Source organism: Pseudomonas brassicacearum (genome assembly GCF_003732175.1).
GTDB lineage: Bacteria > Pseudomonadota > Gammaproteobacteria > Pseudomonadales > Pseudomonadaceae > Aquipseudomonas > Aquipseudomonas brassicacearum_G.
In genome coordinates this window covers 362,999-384,449 of record NZ_MOBI01000013.1, presented here as the reverse complement: position 1 = coordinate 384,449, position 21,451 = coordinate 362,999, and the positions used below count along the sequence as shown (strand labels likewise).

The following is a 21,451-nucleotide window of genomic DNA, read 5'->3' as shown; positions in this document are numbered from 1 at the left end:
GAAGTATCCGATCAGAAATAAAAATGCCAGTCAGCTTAACTGACTGGCATTAGTCCAAGTGGCCGGTTTTTTTGTGGGCGGGATTTGGTGAAACGCTGTTTCTTCCTCCATGAATAGCCAGTCAACGCTTGTCAAATTAAGTGCGGATTGCCCATTCTCTGGGTTCACGAACGAGGCCTATTTTCAAAAAAGCAATGTCCTACACTACTCCGGGAATTGTCCGTACACTTGCGCATTGCTGTGCTTTTGTCACGAGGCTTATAGTCGGCCGACGCCCAAATGGCGTGTCGGGTTTGGCGACTCGACGACATGGTGCAGAAGCTTCCGAGCAGTTTCGGAGCGCTTTTGAACGCACTTAGCTACCTGTTTTTTGGCAGCTGTGCGTGGGAGATCTTCGGATCTGCCGGTTATGCCATGTCCGGTTCGCCAACCCGCGTACAGCTGCCACCCTTTGTTTGGCGACAATTGAGTGGTGCGGTCTTCCAACTACATGGTGATCACTCATGAATGAATACATGGCTTTAACGAGCAACGCCGACGACCTACCCTCCCTGTTCGTCAACACCACTCAACCGCTGCATTCACTGCTCAGCACGGCCAGTTATAGAATCCGAGCCGTGACGCAGATTCTTGAAAACCTCGCGATGCGGGGTGACATCACCACTGACTCGGTCATTCTCAGCGACTTCGCATTGCTCTGCTGCATACCTTTGCGCGACGGTTGCGATGTGCTGGATGTGATTGCGCGACGTATGGATGCAGAACCGTCCTGACGTCACAAGGAAGAGGCCACTCCGGTTTTCCGACAGTTCTAAACTGGAGTTTGGCCGATTTCACGCCCTGTTTTCGGCCTCGTTGGGCAAACCTGCCGCCTCCGCCGCGATGCAGAATTCGTCGGCGCGCGCCAGGCCCTAACGCAGCCCCTAGAACTTGACACCGCAAAACACGCATGCTAGCGAGTGCTATACTTCTTTCGAATTGCATGAAGTCTGCAACGTCCCCCACGGGTACAGATACCGACTGCAAATCTCAGTTAACGGCTGCAGGACAGAGGAGGTCTACAGCAAGCACGAGATGGGAGGTGTGGTATGAATCGGCACTATTACATCAGTGACAATCTCGACGATCTTGAAACCGTTGAAAATGAATTGGAAGCCAACGGCATCAATACCGAACAAATTCATGTGCTCAGTGAAGAAGTGGCTGATGTTGAAGAACATCACCTCCACGAAGTTAACTCGTTAATGAAACAAGACACTGTTCACTCTGGCGAGATTGGTGCAGTGGTCGGTGTGCCACTTGCTGCGCTGGTCCTTGGCGGCGCCTATTGGCTGGGCTGGACCGAATCCGCCGCAGGCTGGGTGCCTTTTATCTTCCTGGCGATTGTTATCGCGGGCTTCTGCATCTGGGAAGGCGGATTTTTTGGTATCCAGGTGCCAAACACTCACTTCCGCAGTTTTAAACAGGTGGTAGACGAGGGCAAACATATCTTCTTCGTGGATGTTGAGCCGGATCAGGAATTGGTACTGGACCGGGTTATCGAACATCATCCAAGACTGAAGATCGCCGGCATGGGAACGGCAGCCCCTCACTGGACAGTAGCCTGGCAGCACAAATGGCATCAGTTCAAGCGAGTGATATCGGGTTAGCCCCTGGAGGCTTGAGGCTATCCGGAAGTGCCGTCCGGACGTCGCTTATTGGCCGAAGAAAATGACCCGGCTGAGGAACACATAGTCTGCCTCGGTGGCCATCAGCCCGACGAGCACCAGTAAACACAACGGTGGCACCAATATGGCGTAGACCATGGCCAACCGTTCCCAAGCCATGTGCATGAAGATGGAGACAATCAAACCTGCCTTCAACAACATGAGCGTGATGATCAGGGACCACCGGAGGTAGCCCTGGAAGTGAAAATAGTCGACAAGATACGACAGCGTGCTGAGGACGAATAACAGACCCCAGATTTTCAGGTACAAGCTGATTGGATGTTGCTGACCTTGAGTATGCGCCATCATCAGTGCTCCTCTTCAGAACCTGTTCACGACCTACCATAAATAGAAGAAAGCAAAAATAAATACCCAGACCAGGTCCACGAAGTGCCAGTAAAGCCCGGCTATCTCGACGATCTGATAGTTTCCGGAGCGCTCATAATCTCCCCGCAATACCTTCAGCGCCACAATGCTGAGGTAGATGACGCCGACTGACACATGCAGTCCGTGAAAACCGGTAATCATGAAAAAGCTGGCACCAAATTGCGCCGCCCCCATGGGGTTCCCCCAGGGACGCACCCCTTCTGCGATGAGCTTGCTCCATTCAAATGCCTGCATGCTGACGAAGGTCACACCGAAGGCTGCGGTCGCCAGCATCAGGGCAGCGGTTTTCGCGCGATCACGGCGATAGGCGAAATTGACTGCCATGGCCATGGTGCCGCTGCTACTGATCAGCACAAAGGTCATGATGGCGATCAGAATAAGCGGGATTTCTCTACCGCCGATCGTCAATGCGAACACTTCACTGGGGTTCGGCCAGGCGCTGGTGATCGTCATGCGTACCGACATGTAGCCGGTTAAAAAGCAGGTAAATACAAACGTATCGCTGAGCAGGAATATCCACATCATCGCCTTGCCCCAGGGGACCTGCCTGAAAGCCTCTCTGTCCGAGGACCAGTCGTTGGCGATGCCCTGCCATCCCGTTGCAGGCGGCGAACTGGGTGGGTTGGATGAACTGGATTCGAGTGGGGCTAGCGGGTGCGATGCCATGGCTTTTCACCTCAGGCCGCAGAATCTGGCAATAGCTTCATAGGTTGCCGGCGTACTGGTCAGCAGAGCGAATAGCACGAACCAAAGACCCAGTAAGTAATGCCAATAGATGGCACAGAGCTCTACGCTGGCGCTGAGTTGCGGCAACGGCACGTGATGCAGGAATTTAGCGACGGTTCTGCTCCAGGCGATCAGCCCGCCCAGCAGGTGGAACCCATGCAGGCCGGTCAACAAGTAGAAAAAACTGTTGGCCGGATTGCTGGCGACAAAGTAGCCCCAGGCGACAAACTGCTGCCAGACCCAGAGCTGTCCCGTCAGAAAGGCAACAGCAAATACGCCCCCCACTGCAAAGCCAATGACAGTTGCATCCAGTCGAGCCTGCCGGGCAGCCATCCGCGACCACTGCAGTGCGATGCAGCTCAATACCAGAAAAGCCGAATTCAGCCATAGCTGCCATAGATTGGCTAACGGCGCCAAGGGCTCCGTCAGGGGTTGCCAGTCGGCCATTTGCGAGCGCTCAATAAAGGCGACCAGGAAGAGAAAGAATAACGAGCTCACTACAGCCAGAAACAAGCGCAGGCCGACCCTTGCGTTTTGGATTCTATCGGCAGCCTCGGCGGCCTGAATATCCTCAGGACCACCATTCCAACTACCGCCGGGGTCAGCACCGTCGGCGTTTCTCAATAGCAGCCTGTTCATGTCTTAACGTCCGCAATCCTGGCTCCGGCACTGAGTTGCCGCATCTGCTCCAGCTCCTCGTCGGAGACCGTTTGCGGAACGAAATCCTGGTCTATTCCCGGCATGCTGTAGTCGTAGGCCCAGCGATACACAACCGGCAGCTTCGCGCCCCAGTTACCGTGTACCGGCGGGGTGTCTGGCGTTTGCCATTCCAGACTGGCCGCGCCCCAGGGGTTACTGCCTGCAGGCTTGCCTTTGAAAGTGCTCCAGGCCAGGTTGAACAGGAACAGCAGTTGGGAAACGCCGACGATCAATGCGACCACCGTAATGAAGGCATTCAATTCTTGCGCCGACTGCGGGATGAACGCGTAGTTGTCATAGGCATAGTAGCGGCGTGGCATGCCCTGGAAACCCAGGTAGTGCATGGGAAAGAAGATGGCGTAGGTGCCGAGAAAAGTAATCCAGAAATGCAGCTTGCCGAGGATGTCGTTCGTCATGCGCCCGGTGACTTTCGGGAACCAATGATAAATGCCGCCGAACACCACCAGTACCGGTGCGACCCCCATGACCATATGAAAATGGGCCACAACGAAATAGGTGTCCGAGAGCGGAATATCCACGATCACATTGCCGAGAAACAACCCGGTCAGACCACCGACCAGAAAGGTGACGATAAAGGCCAGGGCAAACAGCATCGGTACGGTCAGATGTATGTCGCCCCGCCACAGGGTCAGAATCCAGTTGTAGACTTTCAGTGCGGTCGGCACCGCGATGATCAAGGTGGTGGTGGCGAAGAAAAAGCCAAAGTACGGGTTCATTCCGCTGACATACATATGGTGTGCCCAGACCACAAAGCTGAGTACGCCAATCGCAATAATGGCCCACACCATCATTCGGTAGCCGAAGATACCTTTACGCGCATGCGTGCTGATCAAGTCGGAGACCAGACCAAACGCGGGGAGAGCAACGATGTAGACTTCCGGGTGGCCGAAGAACCAGAACAGATGCTGGAATAATATCGGGCTGCCACCTTGGTGATCGAGCTGCTGCCCCAGCGAGATGATCGCCGGCATAAAGAAGCTGGTGCCCAACAGTTTGTCGAACAGCGTCATGATCGCACTGACAAACAACGCCGGGAACGCCAGCAAGGCCATAATCGAGGCCATGAAGATTCCCCATACGGAGAGTGGCATGCGAAACAATGTCATGCCGTGCGTGCGCGCCTGCAACACCGTGGTGACGTAGTTCAACCCGCCCATGGTGGTTGCGACAATAAAAATCGCCAGTGAGACGAGCATCAGCACGATGCCCCAGTCGGTTCCCGGTGTCCCCTTGGTAATGGACTGCGGCGGATAAAGCGTCCAGCCCGCACCCGTGGGGCCGCCCGGGACAAAGAAAGCGGCGAGCAACACCAGAACCGCCAGCAGGTAAGTCCAGTAGCTCAGCATGTTGACGTAGGGGAAGACCATGTCCCGGGCGCCCACCATCAGCGGGATCAGATAGTTGCCGAAGCCACCCAGAAACAAGGCCGTCAGCAAGTAAATGACCATGATCATGCCGTGCATGGTCATCGCCTGATAGTAAGTACTGGCGTCCATGAACCCCAAGCTACCGGGGAAGCCTATCTGCAAGCGCATCAAATCGGACAACACCACGGCGATGATGCCCACGAATATAGCCGTCAAGGAATACTGAATGGCGATGACCTTGTGGTCCTGACTCCAGATATATTTGGTCAGGAAACTTTTGGGCTCGTGCAGTGCTTCTGTTTCGGCTTGCTCCGCATAGGCCATCACGTCATCCTCCTACTGAAGTTTCGGTGTATTGCTGGCTGCTTACGGCTGCTTTCCTGGCTCCGCCTTGCTCGCATCAGCGTCGGCATTCGCTTTGGATTTGATAAAAGCGATCAGTGCGCTTAACTCCTTATCACTCGGCGTAAAGGTCGGCATGATGGCTGCGTAGCCCTTGACGATTTTGGCGTTAGGCTTGAGAACCGATTCTTTTATATAGTCCTCATCGACCTTTATCCTCGTACCGTCCTCAAGGGTTTCTGTCTTGCCATACAGGCCCTGCCAGCTGGGGCCGACGCCCTTGCTGCCATCGACACTGTGGCAGGCCAGACAGCCGAACGACTTGGCCAACTGCTGTCCCTGCGCCACCAAGTCGTCACCCGGGGCAGAAAGCTCATCGCCCTGGCGCGCAGTACCCAGTGATTTGATCAGGGTGACGAGAGCACCCAGCTCATCTTCATTGAGAGTATAGGCCACCATGACCGGCGGGTAGCCCTGTACCCGGCGGGCCTTCGGATCGAGGATCGCCGCTTTCAGGTAGGCCTCATCGACCAGCACACTGGTGCCATCGGCAAGCTGTTCGGTGCGACCGTACAACCCCTTCCATCCCGGGCCGAGACTGGCACTGCCATCCTGGCTATGGCAGGCACTGCAGCCATACTTCTCGACCAACAGCCGGCCTTTTTCCAGCACGCTGTCCCGACTGGGCTTGGCAGCTGCCGCTAATGTCTGCGCAAACGTCGGTTGGCTGCTCAGCCATTGATCGAAGGCGCCCTGTTCTACTACGATCATATGGCCGCGCATGTTGTAATGCCCTACGCCACAATATTCAGCGCAGAGAATTTCATATTCCCCGGTTTTAGTCGGCGTAAACCAAAAGTACGACACCATCCCTGGCACCATGTCCATCTTGCCGCGCATTTGCGGTACATCGAAATCGTGCAGCACATCTTTAGAACGCAGTAAAACTTTTACCGGTTGATCGAGCGGCAGGCGAACTTCATTGTTTAGTATCAGCACATCGTCCTGCCCGGCAGGATCCCTGGGATCAAGACCGAAGGGATTGTTGGAATCAACAAACTTAATATCCGACTTGCCCAACTTCCCGTCCCGGCCGGGAAAACGAAAGGCCCACTGCCACTGCTGGGCGACCACTTCAAGTTCATAAGCTTTTTTGGGCACCCGGACGAAATCACTGTAAACAACCAGACCTGGCGCCAACATCGCGGCAATACCGACCGAAGTAACAATAATTAACCATGACTCCAACTTTTTATTTCCTGGCTGGTAAGCCGCCCTAGAGCCCTCCTTGTGACGATAACGCATCACCGCGACCGCCATAAATACCGTGACGGCGATGAAAAATATTCCGCTGATGATCAGGGTGATGAACTGAGTGGTGTCTATTGACCCCCAGTTGGAAGCGGCCGGTGTCGCATGCCAAGGCGCGAGTATGTTGAACAACACTGATGCAACAACGATTAGAATCAAGACAATTGCTATTGCCATTTTCTCTTCATCCTGTTCCTGTCACTCGTTGGTTATTCAACAGCATCGCCACTTAACAGCATCATCACATCAACATACATCTAACGCACTAGCAGGGCAGATAAGCCCCCTGCTGCTGACGGCAGAGTCAGCAAGAAGTATAGTGCACGAACGAAACAAGCGCTTTCTCTGAAGAACCTGATGCTCGGATTTTACAACTCCATCATTAAGTTAATTATTTAAATCTATTCAGCGTCTATAGCTATAGATATTCAGCATCACGTCGTCCGGAACTACATCGGGCGTAGCGACTTGTTTCCGACCAGTCAAAATAATCTGGATCGAGCCCGCCCTCCCCCAAGCGAGTCCCGGTTGCCAGCTATACTCAATTTCTGATCAGAGACGGCAGAGATCGGCCAGAAGCGACCCGAGCTACAGAGTCCCGCAGTCCACAATGGAGGTTCCGTCATGAGTGCCTTGACGATCGAAGGCTGGTGCAAAATCAGCGGCAACCAAAAGTCCATCCCGGTGGGAGAAGTCCATTTTTACGTCGATGGCCCTCTCCATCTGCGCCTGGAAAAAGCTGAAGGGCGCCTGCAGAAGATCCATGAGCCTGAAGAGATGGTCGATGTGGACATGAGTACAATGGATTTGATCATGCCCGAGGGATACGGCCCCTTGTCCGACTGCCAAATGCGCGTCTATTTGCAACACGGGCGCGGTCAGTTCCATCTGGTCGGACATCGAGCAAGCGATGGGAGTTTGATCTATACCAATGCGGTTTTGATTGATCAACTGATTGATTAGCGACTATGTGATTCTCGGCATCGTTTTTTTCTCTGCGGGGAGCGCAGCGCGAAACCTCACCTTTTAAACAGAAGATGCAGAGACAAGAAAAGCCGGTCCTCAGTGACCGGTTTTTTACGCCCGCCGTTCATCAACAACACACGTTGAGCTGGCGTTGAAGGAATCAGAAACACTCCAGCGCTGCTCCCGGACACCGTGTCCTGCGGTGGTTCCTACACTGTTCCCTACCACTCATCCATTCTGTCGCCACCAGCGGTGGTTATAGTGTTGATAACTTATTTTCAGTAGGTATAGTAACCACCTACACAGCACAGGGAAGTGATGTGAATAGTCGATATTTGATAACCCAAATCGTCGCAGACGGCTGGTATCTGGTACGGGTCAGGGGCAGCCATCACCACTTCAAGCATCCTGTGAAGCCCGGTCTGGTCACCGTCCCACACCCGAAAAAGGATTTACTGACCAAAACGGCCGTCAGCATCCTGCAACAGGCCCTGCTGTATTGAACCGGCGAACAGCACCCAGAGGACAACGAACATGCTTTACCCAATTGCGATTTCAATGGGCGATAACGAACACGCCTGGGGCGTGGAAGTGCCGGATATTCCGGGCTGCTTCTCGGCCGGTGATGACCTGGACGATGCGATCGCCATGGCGCGCGAAGCCATCGAAGGCCACTTCGAGATACTCGCCGAAGACGGCTCGGCGATTCCGCCCGCCAACAAGGTCACCGTGCATGCAGCCAATCCGCAGTACGCCGGCGTTACCTGGGCATTGGTGGACATCGATGTCACCAAGTACCTGGGCAAGGCTCAGAAACTCAACATCACCCTGCCCGGCTATTTGCTGACCCGTATCGACGAATACGTGTTGCATCACCCGGAAGAAAAAAGCCGTTCCGGCTTCCTGGCCTCGGCGGCGTTGAAAGTGTTGCAACAGGGATGAGGGCAACAGCTTCAGGCCTGATGCAACAACGGCCTTTAGCGGGTCGCCACAATGAATAAACGCGGGAACGGCAGCAACACCGAACCATCGGCCTGCACCGGGAAGAATGGCTCTAACGCAGCCAGATATTGCTCGAGGTACTGAGTTTTTTCCGCCTCGTCGAGCGGTTCAAGAAACGGCCGCAAACCGCTGCCCTTGAACCACTCGACCACGGCCGCAGGACCGCCCGCCAGCGGGTGATGGTAGGTGGTGCGCCACACATCGACGCGCGAGGCGCACGAACACAGCATCCGGTAGTAGATATTGGCGTCGTCCAGGGTCGTCCGTTGCCCGGCGATGTCCATAAGCTTACTGGCCCAAGGCCCCTTACTGGCGACTTCACGCATCATCCGATGCGACGGTTGATCGAGGTTGTCAGGCATTTGAATCGCCAGGCTGCCACCCGGTGCGAGCTTGGCCACCAGCGACGGTAATAGCGTGGCGTGGTCGGGCAACCACTGGAACACCGCGTTGGCGAAGATCACATCGAACGGGCCGGGCTCGCTCCAGGCAGCGATGTCGGCGGTGTCGAAGCGTACGTTCGGCAAGCGTTTGCGGGCGGCGTCGATCATGTCGGCCGAGCTGTCCAGGCCACGCACCGCGGCATTGGCAAAGCGCTGCACGAGCAATTCGGTAGAGTTGCCAGGGCCACAGCCGATGTCGATCACCGAACGCGCATCGGTGTTGGGGATAGCGGCCAGCAAATCGCGCGCCGGGCGCGTGCGCTCATCTTCGAACGCCACATACTGTTTGGCAGACCAGCTCATCGCGTACTCCTGTAACGGGTCAGGACATAAGCGACGCGCTAGACTCTGCGTTTCGCTCGTGGGGCGCCAGTAAGCGACAGCCCTGCCAAGTTCGTCAAGATTCGATGGGTAGGTGATGTGGTGAAGGTGGTTACGCCGATGTCGGGTAAGCGCGATCGATAGACGAGCCCGCAGGCTCATATCAAAAGACCGGCACAAAAAAAAGAGCAACCTGTGAAGGCAATGCCAGTCAGTTAAGGCACAAACCTGTGGGAGCGAGCCTGCTCGCGATAGCGGTGGGTCAATCAACATTGATGTTGAATGTTATGCCGTCATCGCGAGCAGGCTCGCTCCCACAGGGATTGCGCTTAACTGACTGGTATTAACCCGAAGGTCGCTCTTTTTGATTCGGCGAAACGTCGGGTCTAGTGAGCCCAACCACCGCCTTGCCAATGCCAGCCATCGTTGCGCTGCTCCCAATGCGGGTGCACGTAACGATAGCCCCGGCGTTCCGGTTCCCAGTGCCCGCGAACGGCGACATATCGTCCGCCTTCCCAGCGCCAGTAACCTCGCGACCAGACATAACCCGGCCGGCCCGCGGGCTCCACTTCAATCACCTGGACCGGTGGTGGCTGTGGCGCGATGACTTCGACGTACTCGCGTGGCGGCGGACGCCGGTCGTGAACCACACGCTCCTGTACGCAACCGGAGGCCGCGATGACCACTGCTACCAATGCCGCGTAACGTAACAACATGCTGCCTCCTGAGGCTCATCGGCCAATAGAGTAACCCTGTAAAACCATGCCCCCTTTACCGCCGCGCTCCTGCTTGGCGTATGAATATTTGTACCAGCAGATATCTGTCTAATACCTGAACCCACCCACAGGAACTGTGTAAAGAAAAGTTGACCTTCCACCGCTCGCAGAAACTGCGAGAACAAGTACAACGCCATCTTTGTTGAGCTGTTCTAGATGCACGTTATTCAGCATAGCGTCAGCTGCACGGGTGGAAACTACACTGGCTGCTGTCGACGTCTCTCTTGATACTCGGGAACCTCCTACATGCACATGCCACATACCGCTTTGCGACCGTTGTGTCTGTCGGCCTGTTTGCTGTTGTTTCCCTCACTCACCTTAGCCGGGACACCCGCAACGCTCAACCCGAGCGACATTGCCTGGCTGCGCCGCGATGGCTTCGATCTGGATGCCGCCAACCTGGCGCGCTTGCGCAGCATGGGCCGTGAGGGTCTGCTTCAAGCCCAATTGGCCGACCGCATCAATGACCCGCTGCCACCGGCAATCAACGCGCTGTTGCACAGTTATCCGGTATTGAGCACGTCGCCCGAATCCTTGTTGCTGGCATTCAAGAGCCAGCAGGAACAGCTCAAGGCCATGCCCGAAGGCGACGCCAAAAACGCCGCGAAAAAAGACGCACAGCAACAAGCCAACGAACTCGCAGAACAAGCGCGTGAAACCGTGCTGTTGCGTGCGGTGTATGGGCCCAATCAGCTCAAAGAGCAGTTGGTGGGTTTCTGGCTCAACCACTTCAGCGTGTTTCAGGGCAAAGGTCGCATACGGGTGCTGACGGCGGACTACGCAGAACACGCAATTCGCCCACACGCGCTGGGTAAGTTCAAGGACCTGGTAATGGCCACCCTCAAGAGTCCGGCGATGCTTGAGTACCTGGACAACGCGCAAAATGCCAAGGGCAAGGTCAACGAGAACTACGCCCGCGAATTGATGGAGCTGCACACCCTGGGCGTCGGCTCAGGCTATACCCAGCAAGACGTGCAGCAACTGGCGTTGATTCTGACCGGCGCCGGGCTTATGCCGCTCGATGGTCGTACGCAGAAGTTTGCTCCTCGGTTACAGGCCTTGGTGGTGCGCGAAGGGCTGTTCGAATTCAATCCTCGTCGTCACGACTTTAGCGACAAGGTACTGCTCGGCCATCCGATCAGGGGCAGCGGCTTTGACGAGATCCGTCAGGCTGTGGAGCTGATTACCCGGCAAAAAGCCTGTGCGCATTTTGTCTCGCAACAGCTGGCCGAATACTTCGTTGCCGATCAGCCGCCGCCCGCGCTGGTGGAACGGATGGCCAAGACCTTCCAGGACAGCGACGGCGATATAGCCCTAGTGATGCGTACGTTGTTCGAATCGAAGGAGTTGCTGCAAAGCGCTGGCACCAAGTTCAAGGACCCGATGCAGTTTGTGGTATCGGCGGTGCGGCTGGCCTATGACGGTAAGCCGCTGGCCAACGCCAGGCCGATGATCAATTGGCTCAATCAGTTGGGGCAGCCAGTATTCGGTCGCGTAACGCCGGACGGCTGGCCACTGGAATCCAGCGGTTGGTCGAGCTCAGGGCAGATGTCAAAACGCTTCGAAATCGCCCGGGCAATCGGACGTGGGGACAACCGATTGTTTACCCCGCAAGGTAGCAACCTGCCCGGCCCCGGGTTTCCGATGATCACCACACCGTTGTTCTACGAGGCCATCTCTCCACACCTTTCAGCAGCGACCCTTGGCGCGCTGAACAAGGCCGTTTCGCCTCAGGAATGGAACACCTTTTTGCTCGCCTCACCTGACTTCAATAACCGCTAAGTTGCATAACGAGGTGCCGCCATGAATCGTCGAGAACTGCTGATTGCCGCTGCGGCAGCCGCGACGCTGCCGTCCTTGTCGTTTAGTGCAAAGCTGTTCGCCGCCCCCGTTTCGGCACCGCGCTTTCTGATGGTTTTTCTTCGCGGCGGCTACGACTGCAACAACCTACTGGTGCCCTACTCCAGCGATTTTTACTACGAGTCGCGTCCGACTCTCGCCATTGCCCGCCCGGACTCCCATAACCCCAACAGCGCCATTGCACTAGACAGCCATTGGGGCCTGAACCCGGTTTTACGTGATTCGATCTACCCGTTGTGGCAACGCAAGCAGATCGCCTTCGTGCCGTTCGCCGGGACCGATGATTTGTCCCGCAGTCACTTCGAAACACAGGACAACATCGAGTCTGGCGAACCGAGCCAACAGCGTAACCGTTACGACTCGGGCTTTCTTGCACGCTTGTCGCGTCAGGTGCCGAACAGTGCGCCCATCGCGTTCACCGATGCTTTGCCCCTGAGTTTTCAGGGCGGCAACGCCATTCCTAACATCTCGTTACGCGGTGCCTCGAAATCGGCCTTTGATGCTCGACAATCGGCGATTCTCTCGTCGATGTACAAAGACACACCTTATGCCGCCTCCGCAACCGGTGGCCTTGAACTGCGCCAGCAGGTGTCAAGGGATCTGCAAGAAGAGATGGTCAAGGCCAATCGTGGCGCGCCGAATGCACAGAACTTTGCGGCCCAGACCCGGCGCATGGCAACACTGATGCGCGACCAGTATCGACTGGGTTTCGTCGATGTCGGCGGCTGGGATACCCACGTCAATCAAGGCAGCACCAGCGGCCAACTGGCCAACAACCTGGCGAACCTCGGTGAAGGTCTGGTCGCCTATGCCCAGGCGCTGGGGGATGAATGGAGCAATACCACCGTGGTGGTGGTCTCGGAGTTCGGCCGCACCTTTCGTGAAAACGGCGCCAGGGGCACCGACCACGGGCATGGCACGGTGTACTGGGTACTCGGCGGCAACGTTCGCGGTGGACGCATCGTGGGTGAACAGGTGGCGGTCGCCCCACAAAGCCTGCTGCAAAACCGCGATTACCCGGTACTCAACAACTATCGGAACTTACTCGGTGGTTTGCTTGCTCGAACATGGGGCCTATCCGCATCGCAGTTACAGAGCGTATTTCCCGGTGTACGTCCGGATGCATTGCAGTTGCTCTGATCGGCGTAAGAAATATGCAACGCATTACGTTAAAAGACCTCAAGGCGCTGATGGTCGCAAGCTCCGGACTCAAAGCCATCAGCTTGGGTCGAACATCGGCGCAAGGCCTGCTCAAAGCCATCGACGGTCAATTCGCCGACACTCTGGAAGTGAAGCTGCCGGGATCGGTAATCGTTACTCAGTGGCACACGATTTAGAGGGAAGACAACACTCGGGGAAACGTTCTGGATCGCCGTTTCCTTATCGCCAAATGATCGGAAGTTAGAAGCAAAGCGACCGCTCGTCGAACGAAGCTCCCTCTGTTTTGACAGCTTCAGATCGGCATCTATAGTGCAGACGCGGCCTGTTGGAAGGAACCCTGGCCGGTCACTTTTATAGGCAAGGAGCCAGGCCAGCTCGTACCTGTGATCGGTGGGTTCCCCATAGTAGCGCGCTTACAACAGCCGCAAGGCAATCAAGCGTTGTTGTGCCTGGTAGATGCCAGGCTCTCACTATGAACAAGGAGCTTTACTATGTCTCGAGTCACGGATGTGCTTGTTTCGATCGACACCGAATCCATTCTGAAAAACTACCCGAACATCAGCAAAAACCCCAACGCGCCAACGCTTATCGATGTCAGTCATGTGTACATGGTCACCAACCGGGACAACGTGATCAATGGCCAGGCCGGTGGCGAACTGAATTTGAAAGCCTCCGTCGGCGACCTGATTCGCTGGCGCGAAACCAGCCTGTCGCAAAGCTTCGAAACAGCGGTAATTTTCTACAAGTTCATCGGCAACGCGGGTAATGAGCTGATCTCGACACCGACTCCACGCAAGGCCACCGCATGTGTTGCCGTGCCAAACACCAGCAACCCGTCGGTGCCTAGCTGCCAGAAAGTCGATAACCATTACTGGTCTTCGGAAACCCTTGCCACCGGCAGCGTGACCTATCACTTCAACTTCCTGATCGTGAACCGGGACTGCCAGATTGTAGCTTGCTGCTCGTGGGATCCGTTCATCACCATCCGTAACTGATCTGGACGGCCCCTTGGCGACAAGGGGCTTTCCCCTCTGCCTCGCGCCCCGACTGGAACTGGATGTCTTGCGTAAGCCGCAGCGGTGGCCGCGATCGACCCACATCATGAAAGGAAGCCGTGATGTCCACAGATACCAGCGCAAACCCGTCATCCACCACTGAGCAGGCAACCAATGTGTTGCTGATTGTCGACGCCGAAACCCTGCTCACCCGCTACCCAAAACCGAGCCTCGACCCGCAGATACCGACCGTGATCGAGGACGGCTTCATTTTCACCTTTGGCGCGTCCCCGGGGACAACGCCAAAGTCCGAGAGCACCTGCCTTGAACTACCCGCAAGTTCAACCAAAACCTTCCACATCCGTGGCCGAACCGTCGGCCTGCACGCCGAACACAGCGTGGTATTTTACAACCTGACTGTGGGCGACGCCGGTGTGTTCTCAAAACCGCATCTAGTGGTGCACAACGACCAGACCTTGCCCGCCCCCAATCCCGAATCCCCCACCGAACCACTCCCGGTGAAAGCCGATGATCACTATTGGCATTGCGAGCAGCTGAGCACCGGTGTCGAGCAGTGCGAGCTGAGCTTTATGCTGGTGAACAGCAGCTGTGAAGTGCTGGGGCATTTCAGTTGGACAGTTGGGGTGAAGCTGTCGAGCTAAACAAAAAACCGGCTTCAATAGCCGGTTTTCAGTTTTTCCTGCTGTGATCAGTCGTAATACCCATCGTCCGCCTCAACCATCCACCCGACCCGATTGGCTGTTGGCCTGAAGAGCCTTGGCCATTTTCAGGTGGTTTTCGAGTTTTGGCAGGGTCTCTGCGGCGAAGGCCTTGATCTCCGGCACGTCAGTGGTTTGTGCTTCCTGCTTCAACTGCTCGATGGCTTCCTGGGTGGTCTGTACCTGGCTGACGGCAAAGGCCGTGTCGAACGAGTCGCCGTCCTTGACCTCAGGAATCAGCGCCTTGGCCTTGCTGGCCACCTCGTCTCTGGGGGCAACGGGCAGATCGAGTTTTTTAGCGATTTTTGCCAGATGCTGGTTGGCAGTGGTGCGGTCGTTGATCACCACAATCGTGTAATCCCTGACCTCTTTGGATTCGGTTTTCTGGTGAGCCAGGCGGCTGGCTTCGATGTCTGCCATACCTTTGACCGAGGTGTCATTGATGAAGTCGGTTGGCGACTGGGCAAAAGCGTTGCTGGCGCCCAGGCCCAGCAACACGGCAAAACTGATGGTCGGTAATCGGCTGGCCATACGGCTCATGGTCGCGCCCTCCTTGAACAGGCAAATGAGTGCAGCGGGTTTCCCCGCCTGACGTCTGAAGTTAAAACACCGCAAAGGTTTAGAAAAATTGCACCGGCCGCGACGAACGGTGCCCCGCATAAAAGCCGGATCAGACGCGATCCAGGCGTCCGCTCAGGCGTTTGACAGCGTACATGGCCTCATCCGCATACTTGAACAATTGCTTTTCTTCGCTGCCATGCTCGGGGTAGAGCGCGATGCCGATACTCGGCAGAATGTTCAGGCTATGGCTCTCCAGGCGCATCGGCTGGCTGAGCACCTGACGGATTTTGATCGCCACACGGGCGGCGTCTTCGGCGGCCTGAATGCTGTCGAGCAGGACCACAAACTCATCACCGCCAATGCGCGCCACCGTGTCGGACTCACGCACGCAGCCTTGCAGTCGATTGGCCACCGCTTGCAGCAACATGTCGCCGACGCCATGACCATGGGTGTCGTTGACCTGTTTGAAGTGGTCCAGGTCGACGTACAGCAGCGCCATGCGTCCAGAGTTTCTTCTGGCTTTACCGAGGGCAGCAGTCAGACGTTCACGCAACAGTTCGCGGTTAGGCAAGCGGGTCAACTGGTCGTGCTGCGCCATGAATTGCAGCCGGCAGTGCAACTGCTTGCGTTCAATGGCTGCCGCGACCTGCGCACAGACGTATTGCAGCAGCTCCTTGTCGCGCTCGGTATAGCGTTCGCCCCCGGGTACGCTTTTGACGATCAACGCACCAATGGTGCCTTTCTGTGAGTTCAGCGGCACGCCCAGCCAGCAGGGTGAATCCGGGTCATTGCCGACCTCGCACTGTCCGGGCATCGAGACAGGTTGGTCTGGCGTCACCAGCACCGGCTGCCCCGTGCGGATCACCTCGGTGCAAAGCTGGCCGGTAACGCTGAACAGCGGATCGCTCTCGTGATCGTCGATGTGGTACGGGAAATTCAATTGCTCGCAGTGCTCATCATAAAGTGCCACCGAGAAGTTCAACGCCGGCAGCCACTCGCCGATCAGCTGATGAACGCGCTTGAACAACGCCAGCAAATCTTCTGCGGCGTGGGCGGCTTCAGAGATGGCGTACAGTGCGGCTTGCCGGGACTCTGCCTGTTTGCGCTCGGTGATATCACGAGCCACGGCGATGCGCAGTTGGTCGACTTCAGACCAACGCGCCGACCAGAGAAGATGCACCACCTGACCATCCTTGCGCAGGTAGCGGTTTTCAAAGTTCGGGTTGGGCTGGCCGCGCATGATTTCCCGGGCGGCCTCCAGGGTCCGTTGGCGATCGGCCGGGTGGACCATCTCGATCATCGGCTGGCCGATCAGCTCGTCCGGGGTGTAACCGAACACTCGCTCGCTAGCGGCACTGACAAAGACGAAGCGCCCCTGGCTATCGACCGCACACACGACGTCGAGCAAAAGATCGATGTAGCTCGCCAGCGGCGCGGAATTACTGGTGGTCATCAAAGATGGATACTGTCCAAAAGTGCAGCCGTGAGTATCAATCCCTGGACCCGGCCATCGCTGAAACGGATGTCCTGATGCAGCTGTCGCAGCCCTGCGCGCAGCCTCAAACCTTACTCGTCAGCAACCCCGGCACCGCGTGCAGCTAGGCGTTGATGGCGAAACCGGTGAACATTACCCCGCAAATCCGGGCAATTGCCAGCTCATGACGCTGATACAGCGCACGCACCCGACGAGTGCCCACAATGCCGATCAGAATAGCGTATGCGCGATACCGCCAACGAAACTCAGAAAGAACAGCTATGGACATACCGCGAGTACGCCCGGTCACGGGGTGAAAAACTTCATCCCGGCATAAGGTCTCTGGCGACATGCCTCAAGTCGCGACGCCAGATCCCCGACATGGAGTTCAAGCTTGTGCCCATCTGGATCCAGGAAATAAAACGACGCGCCTTCGCTGCGATTGTCCCGCCACTCTAGAACACCCACAGCTCGCAGTCGTTGAACCAATACCGGGAAGTCGCTGGCGCCTACGCTGAATGCGTAATGGGTGTAATCGACCGCCGCCTCAGGCTCGCGCAGCGGATCGAGAGACAGGCACAGCCACAACCCCGGCAACGACAGATAGGCGCCGCTGTCCCAGGTGGCATCGAGGCGCAGCTGCAACAGGCCATGATAGAACGCTACGCTGCGGTCCAGATCGGTGACCGCCAGGGTCAGATGGTTGAGGCTGGAGAGCATGCAGGAATACCTTGTGGGTGATCTTTTGAATCAAAGGTTCTGGGGGCAACAGACGAATGGAGCTAGCACCGCCCCCCTGACAGCGATGTAGTATGTTGTATTACAAACCACTACATCGAGACTGCCATGTCCGTCATGTCTTTGCGCCTGCCAGACGAAATCGCCGATACCCTCGCCAATTTGGCTAAAGCGACAGGCCGCAGCAAATCTTTTCTCGCCGTAGATGCGCTACGTGAATACCTGGCTCGAGAGGCTTGGCAAATCGAAGAAATTCAACATGCCTTAAAAGAGGCTGACGCTGGAGATTTTGCCAGTGACGAAGACGTAAATGCCTTAGCCCGCAAGTGGGCAAGCAATGCGCGTTGAGTGGCTGAGAACTGCACTAAAAAATATTGATGACGAAGCCGCTTACATCGCGCTGGAAAATCCGAAAGCCGCAGCTGACTTCGTCAAAGCCATCTTCGCCAGTATCGAGCACCTTGCCCAATTTCCTGCGATTGGCCGTGAAGGCCGTCTGTCTGGCACCCGAGAGTGGGTACTAACCGATCGCCCCTACGTCATCCCTTATAGAGTCCGCCAAGGGCGTTTGCAGGTTCTGCGAGTGTTCCGCACCCGCCGTCTACCACCCGGAACATGGTAGGTCTCAACCTGTGTCATGAACCCTGCAATTCTTTCGGAACCACATACTGCCGACCGTCATACCGCAGCGTCGTCAGCACCGTTTTCCCCACCGTATCTTTGGATTCGCATTCGCCATTCTTCACCGAGTCTTGCGAGCCGGTGGTCACCGATTTAACGATCAGGTCGGCGAAGCCGTGGCTGCTGGTTTTAGCTATATCCAGAGTGCGTTTGATGTTCGAGAACTCGCCCGCACAGTTGGTATCCCACTCACCGCTACCGGACTCGATCACCAGTTGCTCCAGTACCGGGCGCAGTGTATTGCCTTCGCGAACATACAGCGACAGCCGGGACTCGCCGAAAGGATTGGCCCGCGACGAGCCTGTGAAACCTGCTCGCACGCCGAACGCTCGCAGGTCGGAGGTGAGTTTGTAGCGTGCGGTATCGATGCTCAGCCCATCGAACCGGATGGCATCGGAGCTGAACACCGAGGCTTTGGAATAGTGGGCCAGCGGCTTGCCATCGACGTTGGACACCACCGCCAGTTTCAAGTCGTACATACCCATGCCGTCAGGCTCATCGCTATGAGTCGAGTCCGGCTCAATCTGCGACAGTGCAGTGATGGTCTGGCCGTCATAGGCCGGCCAGTCCTTGCACACCGAATAACCCGGTACACCCTCGGGCAATGGCGGTGTTACACACTCGGCATATGCCTGGGTCGCGCCCAGCGCACCACTCATTGCCACACATCCCAGCCAGCTGTATTTCAAGGTCATTCCCTGTTCCTTGCGAACGTCATCAATCGATAAAAGATCAGCGCTGCACTATCGCCCGCCCGGTCTGCCGATTCAACCCGTTCGATACAGCGGTTCAAAACGCGCTGCGAAAGATCTCCTCGATCTGCCGCTGATCCGCCGCCCGTGGGTTGGTCAGGCCGCAGGCGTCTTTCAAGGCGTTGGCGGCGAGGATCGGAATGTCTTGCAACTTGGCGCCGAGATCACGCAAACCACCGGGGATTTCCACATCCCTGGCCAACGCGCGGATCGCCACGATGGCTGCTTGGGCGCCCTCTTCCGGACTGACACCGAGGGTGTCGGCACCCAGAGCCTGCGCCACTCCCGCCAGGCGTTCGGCGCAGACCGCGGCGTTGAAGCTTTGCACGTGCGGCAGCAGTACCGCGTTGCACACGCCGTGGGGCAAGTCATAAAAACCGCCCAACTGGTGCGCCATCGCATGCACAAACCCCAACGAAGCATTGTTGAATGCCATGCCGGCGAGGAACTGCGCATACGCCATGTTTTCCCGGGCGATCATGTCGCTACCGTCGTGCACGGCCAGGCGCAGGTTACGGCTGATCAGCTCGATGGCTTTCAGCGCGCAGGCGTCAGTGATCGGGTTGGCGGCGGTGGAAACGTAGGCTTCGATGGCATGCGTCAAGGCGTCCATACCGGTGGCCGCGGTCAGGCCCTTGGGCATGGCCGCCATCAGCGCCGGGTCGTTGACCGACAGCAGCGGCGTGACGTTGCGATCGACGATGGCCATTTTTACGTGGCGCGACTCGTCGGTGATGATGCAGAAACGGGTCATTTCGCTGGCGGTGCCGGCGGTGGTATTGATTGCGATCAGCGGCAATTGCGGCTTGGCTGATTGGTCGACGCCTTCGTAATCGGCGATCTTGCCGCCATTGGTGGCGCACAGCGCGATGCCTTTGGCGCAATCGTGGGGCGAGCCGCCGCCCAGGGAAATCACGCAATCACACTGGCTACGCTGGAGCAGCTCCAGGCCACTTTCGACGTTGGCAATGCTCGGGTTCGGTTTGGCACCGTCGAAAATCACCGAGTCGATGTCCTGCATCGCCAGTTTTTCAGCGATCAACCCTGCCACACCAGCCTTGGCCAATCCTGCGTCCGTCACGATCAAGGCCTTGCGAAAGCCATAGTTGCGAATGGCATTCATGGCTTCGTCGAGGCAACCGGTGCCCATGATGTTCACGGCAGGAATGAAAAACGTGCTGGTCATGACCAATCCTCTTCGATAGGGCCGAACCGGCAACCCCGATTCAGCGGAGGTCCAGAGGATCGACCCATCCGTTACCGCGCATCTTGATCTGGCTCAACACCCGGTCATGATAAAGTCTGCGCCCTGCACTCCACCTGCTTGAGATGACTGACGCAATGACTGATTTCCAGGAATTTGATGCCCGACTAGAAGACTGGAATGCGTTGCGCGCAACCACCCCGTTCAGCGGCCTGCTGGTGGGCAACGGCGCCAGCCGCGCAGTGTGGGATGATTTTGGTTACGACTCGCTGTTCGAGAATGCCCGCACGGTCGAAGAAAAGCCGTTGAGCCAGTCCGAACTGAGCGTGTTCGACGCGATGCAAACCCGCAGTTTCGAGCAAGTGCTGAGCGCGCTGAAAACCACCAGCCGGGTCAACAAGGCCCTGGCCGTGAGTTCCGCCGCACCGCGCAATCGCTACTACGCGATCAAGGAAGCGCTGATCAACACCGTGCACGCGGTGCACATCCCGTGGCGCCTGGTGCAACCGTCAAGCCTGGCGGCGATCAATCAGGAATTGAGCACCTATCAGACGGTGTTCACCACCAACTACGACCTGCTCAATTACTGGGCGATCCAGCACCAACCCGATGCCATCAGTGACCTGTTTCACGGCACCGAGCCGAGCTTCGACCTGAGCGCCAGCGCCGCGGATAAAACCCGCCTGCTCTACCTGCACGGGGGCTTGCATCTGGTGCGCAACCAGGATGGCACAGCGCGCAAACTGACCTCGACCGAAGGCACGCTGCTGGGCAGTTTTGCGATCAACAACACAATCAAGACGCTGGACGACGTGCCGCTGTTCGTCAGCGAAGGCAGCTCTGAAGACAAGCTCAAAACCATCCGCAGTTCGGATTACCTGTCGTTCTGCTTCGACCAGTTACTCAAGCAAAGCGACGCGCTGTGCATCTTCGGCCACAGCCTGGGCAAGCAGGACGCTCACATCGTTCATGCGCTGCGCCAGGCGCAACCGAAGACCGTGGCCGTCTCGATTTACCCGCGCAGCGCGGCCTTCATTCAGAGCCAGAAGCGGCATTACGCGAAGGTGTTTGAAGGGACCGAAGTGGAGCTGCGTTTTTTTGACTCCAAGAGCCATGCGTTGGGTAGCCCGCAATTGACCGTGCCGGTCGAGCGTTAGATCAAAAGATGACAGATCGTTCCCACGCTCTGCGTGGGAATGCAGCCCGTGACGCTCCGCGTCACCTGCCGAAGCGGACGCA

Annotated in this window: 25 protein-coding genes and 1 pseudogene; 13 read left to right on the top strand and 13 right to left on the bottom strand. The window is 56.8% G+C overall.

What is annotated here, in order from left to right; genetic code table 11:
- Positions 1-503 precede the first annotated feature (503 nt).
- Together BK658_RS12680 and BK658_RS12675 are read left to right on the top strand one after the other, a co-directional pair.
- Entirely contained in the window at positions 504-773 is a 270-nt protein-coding gene (locus BK658_RS12680; RefSeq protein ID WP_054596089.1) for a hypothetical protein, read from the top strand.
- Between the two features lie 315 nt (positions 774-1,088).
- The gene (locus BK658_RS12675) at positions 1,089-1,649 is read left to right on the top strand and encodes a magnesium transporter (protein ID WP_123582570.1); all 561 of its coding nucleotides are present in this window, start codon (positions 1,089-1,091) and stop codon (positions 1,647-1,649) included.
- Positions 1,650-1,694: 45 nt separating this feature from the next.
- On the opposite strand, the gene BK658_RS12670 is transcribed toward BK658_RS12675, so the two are convergent.
- The 5 genes from BK658_RS12670 to BK658_RS12650 are packed head-to-tail and all read right to left on the bottom strand — an operon-like array spanning position 1,695 to position 6,736.
- The gene (locus BK658_RS12670; RefSeq protein WP_123582582.1) at positions 1,695-2,012 is read right to left on the bottom strand and encodes a cytochrome C oxidase subunit IV family protein; all 318 of its coding nucleotides are present in this window, start codon (positions 2,010-2,012) and stop codon (positions 1,695-1,697) included.
- 33 nt (positions 2,013-2,045) lie between these two features.
- On the bottom strand, positions 2,046-2,759 hold the full coding sequence (locus tag BK658_RS12665; protein ID WP_123582569.1) for a heme-copper oxidase subunit III family protein: 714 nt from the start codon (positions 2,757-2,759) through the stop codon (positions 2,046-2,048).
- A 6-nt stretch (positions 2,760-2,765) separates the two neighbouring features.
- Entirely contained in the window at positions 2,766-3,458 is a 693-nt protein-coding gene (locus BK658_RS12660) for a cytochrome c oxidase subunit 3 (protein WP_123582568.1), read from the bottom strand.
- A complete protein-coding gene (gene ctaD, locus BK658_RS12655) occupies positions 3,455-5,230 on the bottom strand; it encodes a cytochrome c oxidase subunit I (protein ID WP_123582567.1) in 1,776 nt (591 codons plus the stop codon). Before ctaD ends, BK658_RS12660 begins: the two co-directional genes overlap by 4 nt.
- 42 nt (positions 5,231-5,272) lie before the next feature.
- Positions 5,273-6,736, bottom strand: a complete 1,464-nt coding sequence (locus tag BK658_RS12650; RefSeq protein WP_123582566.1) for a c-type cytochrome — start codon at positions 6,734-6,736, stop codon at positions 5,273-5,275.
- A 447-nt stretch (positions 6,737-7,183) separates the two neighbouring features.
- On the opposite strand from BK658_RS12650, the gene BK658_RS12645 reads away from it, so the two are divergent.
- The 3 genes from BK658_RS12645 (at position 7,184) to BK658_RS12635 (ending at position 8,467) form a co-directional block, all read left to right on the top strand.
- Positions 7,184-7,522, top strand: coding sequence for a hypothetical protein (locus tag BK658_RS12645; protein ID WP_123582565.1), 339 nt, complete (start codon positions 7,184-7,186; stop codon positions 7,520-7,522).
- 323 nt (positions 7,523-7,845) lie between these two features.
- Positions 7,846-8,028, top strand: a complete 183-nt coding sequence (locus BK658_RS12640) for a type II toxin-antitoxin system HicA family toxin (protein WP_081013750.1) — start codon at positions 7,846-7,848, stop codon at positions 8,026-8,028.
- 31 nt (positions 8,029-8,059) lie between these two features.
- Positions 8,060-8,467: a type II toxin-antitoxin system HicB family antitoxin gene (locus BK658_RS12635; RefSeq protein ID WP_071551463.1), complete on the top strand. Its 408-nt coding sequence runs from the start codon at positions 8,060-8,062 to the stop codon at positions 8,465-8,467.
- A 35-nt stretch (positions 8,468-8,502) separates the two neighbouring features.
- Here the strand turns inward: BK658_RS12635 and tam are convergent, their stop codons facing one another.
- Positions 8,503-9,273, bottom strand: coding sequence for a trans-aconitate 2-methyltransferase (tam, locus tag BK658_RS12630; RefSeq protein WP_123582564.1), 771 nt, complete (start codon positions 9,271-9,273; stop codon positions 8,503-8,505).
- A 404-nt stretch (positions 9,274-9,677) separates the two neighbouring features.
- Positions 9,678-10,007 (bottom strand): YXWGXW repeat-containing protein, encoded by a 330-nt coding sequence (locus BK658_RS12625; protein WP_019692252.1) that lies wholly within the window; start codon positions 10,005-10,007, stop codon positions 9,678-9,680.
- 306 nt (positions 10,008-10,313) lie between these two features.
- Between BK658_RS12625 and BK658_RS12620 the strand changes: the two genes are divergently transcribed.
- From BK658_RS12620 to BK658_RS12600, 5 genes are all read left to right on the top strand, one after another.
- A complete protein-coding gene (locus BK658_RS12620; protein ID WP_123582563.1) occupies positions 10,314-11,849 on the top strand; it encodes a DUF1800 domain-containing protein in 1,536 nt (511 codons plus the stop codon).
- Positions 11,850-11,870: 21 nt separating this feature from the next.
- The gene (locus tag BK658_RS12615) at positions 11,871-13,067 is read left to right on the top strand and encodes a DUF1501 domain-containing protein (protein WP_123582562.1); all 1,197 of its coding nucleotides are present in this window, start codon (positions 11,871-11,873) and stop codon (positions 13,065-13,067) included.
- Between the two features lie 14 nt (positions 13,068-13,081).
- On the top strand, positions 13,082-13,264 hold the full coding sequence (locus tag BK658_RS12610) for a hypothetical protein (RefSeq protein WP_123582561.1): 183 nt from the start codon (positions 13,082-13,084) through the stop codon (positions 13,262-13,264).
- Between the two features lie 315 nt (positions 13,265-13,579).
- Positions 13,580-14,083: an inclusion body family protein gene (locus BK658_RS12605; protein ID WP_123582560.1), complete on the top strand. Its 504-nt coding sequence runs from the start codon at positions 13,580-13,582 to the stop codon at positions 14,081-14,083.
- Positions 14,084-14,205: 122 nt separating this feature from the next.
- Positions 14,206-14,745: an AidA/PixA family protein gene (locus tag BK658_RS12600; RefSeq protein ID WP_123582559.1), complete on the top strand. Its 540-nt coding sequence runs from the start codon at positions 14,206-14,208 to the stop codon at positions 14,743-14,745.
- Positions 14,746-14,817: 72 nt separating this feature from the next.
- Here BK658_RS12600 and BK658_RS12595 read toward each other — a convergent pair whose 3' ends face one another.
- The 4 genes and pseudogenes from BK658_RS12595 to fos all read right to left on the bottom strand — a co-directional run bounded on the left by BK658_RS12595 (position 14,818) and on the right by fos (position 17,557).
- Positions 14,818-15,342 carry a DUF4142 domain-containing protein gene (locus tag BK658_RS12595; RefSeq protein WP_123582558.1) on the bottom strand — a complete coding sequence of 175 codons (525 nt, stop codon included), beginning with the start codon at positions 15,340-15,342 and terminating at the stop codon, positions 14,818-14,820.
- A gap of 130 nt (positions 15,343-15,472) precedes the next feature.
- A complete protein-coding gene (locus tag BK658_RS12590) occupies positions 15,473-16,816 on the bottom strand; it encodes a sensor domain-containing protein (RefSeq protein WP_123582581.1) in 1,344 nt (447 codons plus the stop codon).
- Between the two features lie 145 nt (positions 16,817-16,961).
- Positions 16,962-17,116 (bottom strand): annotated as a pseudogene (locus tag BK658_RS12585) (LysE family translocator); the annotation flags it as partial.
- Between the two features lie 27 nt (positions 17,117-17,143).
- Positions 17,144-17,557 (bottom strand): fosfomycin resistance glutathione transferase, encoded by a 414-nt coding sequence (gene fos, locus BK658_RS12580; RefSeq protein ID WP_123582557.1) that lies wholly within the window; start codon positions 17,555-17,557, stop codon positions 17,144-17,146.
- 126 nt (positions 17,558-17,683) lie between these two features.
- Here fos and BK658_RS12575 point away from each other — a divergent pair, with 126 nt between their 5' ends.
- A complete protein-coding gene (locus BK658_RS12575) occupies positions 17,684-17,923 on the top strand; it encodes a CopG family ribbon-helix-helix protein (RefSeq protein ID WP_123582556.1) in 240 nt (79 codons plus the stop codon).
- Entirely contained in the window at positions 17,913-18,197 is a 285-nt protein-coding gene (locus BK658_RS12570) for a type II toxin-antitoxin system RelE/ParE family toxin (RefSeq protein ID WP_123582555.1), read from the top strand. The genes BK658_RS12575 and BK658_RS12570 overlap by 11 nt, the downstream gene beginning before the upstream one ends.
- 13 nt (positions 18,198-18,210) lie before the next feature.
- Here the strand turns inward: BK658_RS12570 and BK658_RS12565 are convergent, their stop codons facing one another.
- Both BK658_RS12565 and yiaY read right to left on the bottom strand, forming a co-directional pair.
- A complete protein-coding gene (locus BK658_RS12565; RefSeq protein WP_123582554.1) occupies positions 18,211-18,951 on the bottom strand; it encodes a PA3715 family protein in 741 nt (246 codons plus the stop codon).
- A 94-nt stretch (positions 18,952-19,045) separates the two neighbouring features.
- Positions 19,046-20,194 carry an L-threonine dehydrogenase gene (gene yiaY, locus BK658_RS12560; protein WP_123582553.1) on the bottom strand — a complete coding sequence of 383 codons (1,149 nt, stop codon included), beginning with the start codon at positions 20,192-20,194 and terminating at the stop codon, positions 19,046-19,048.
- A 155-nt stretch (positions 20,195-20,349) separates the two neighbouring features.
- Between yiaY and BK658_RS12555 the strand changes: the two genes are divergently transcribed.
- On the top strand, positions 20,350-21,369 hold the full coding sequence (locus BK658_RS12555; protein WP_123582552.1) for a DUF4917 family protein: 1,020 nt from the start codon (positions 20,350-20,352) through the stop codon (positions 21,367-21,369).
- Positions 21,370-21,451 lie beyond the last annotated feature (82 nt).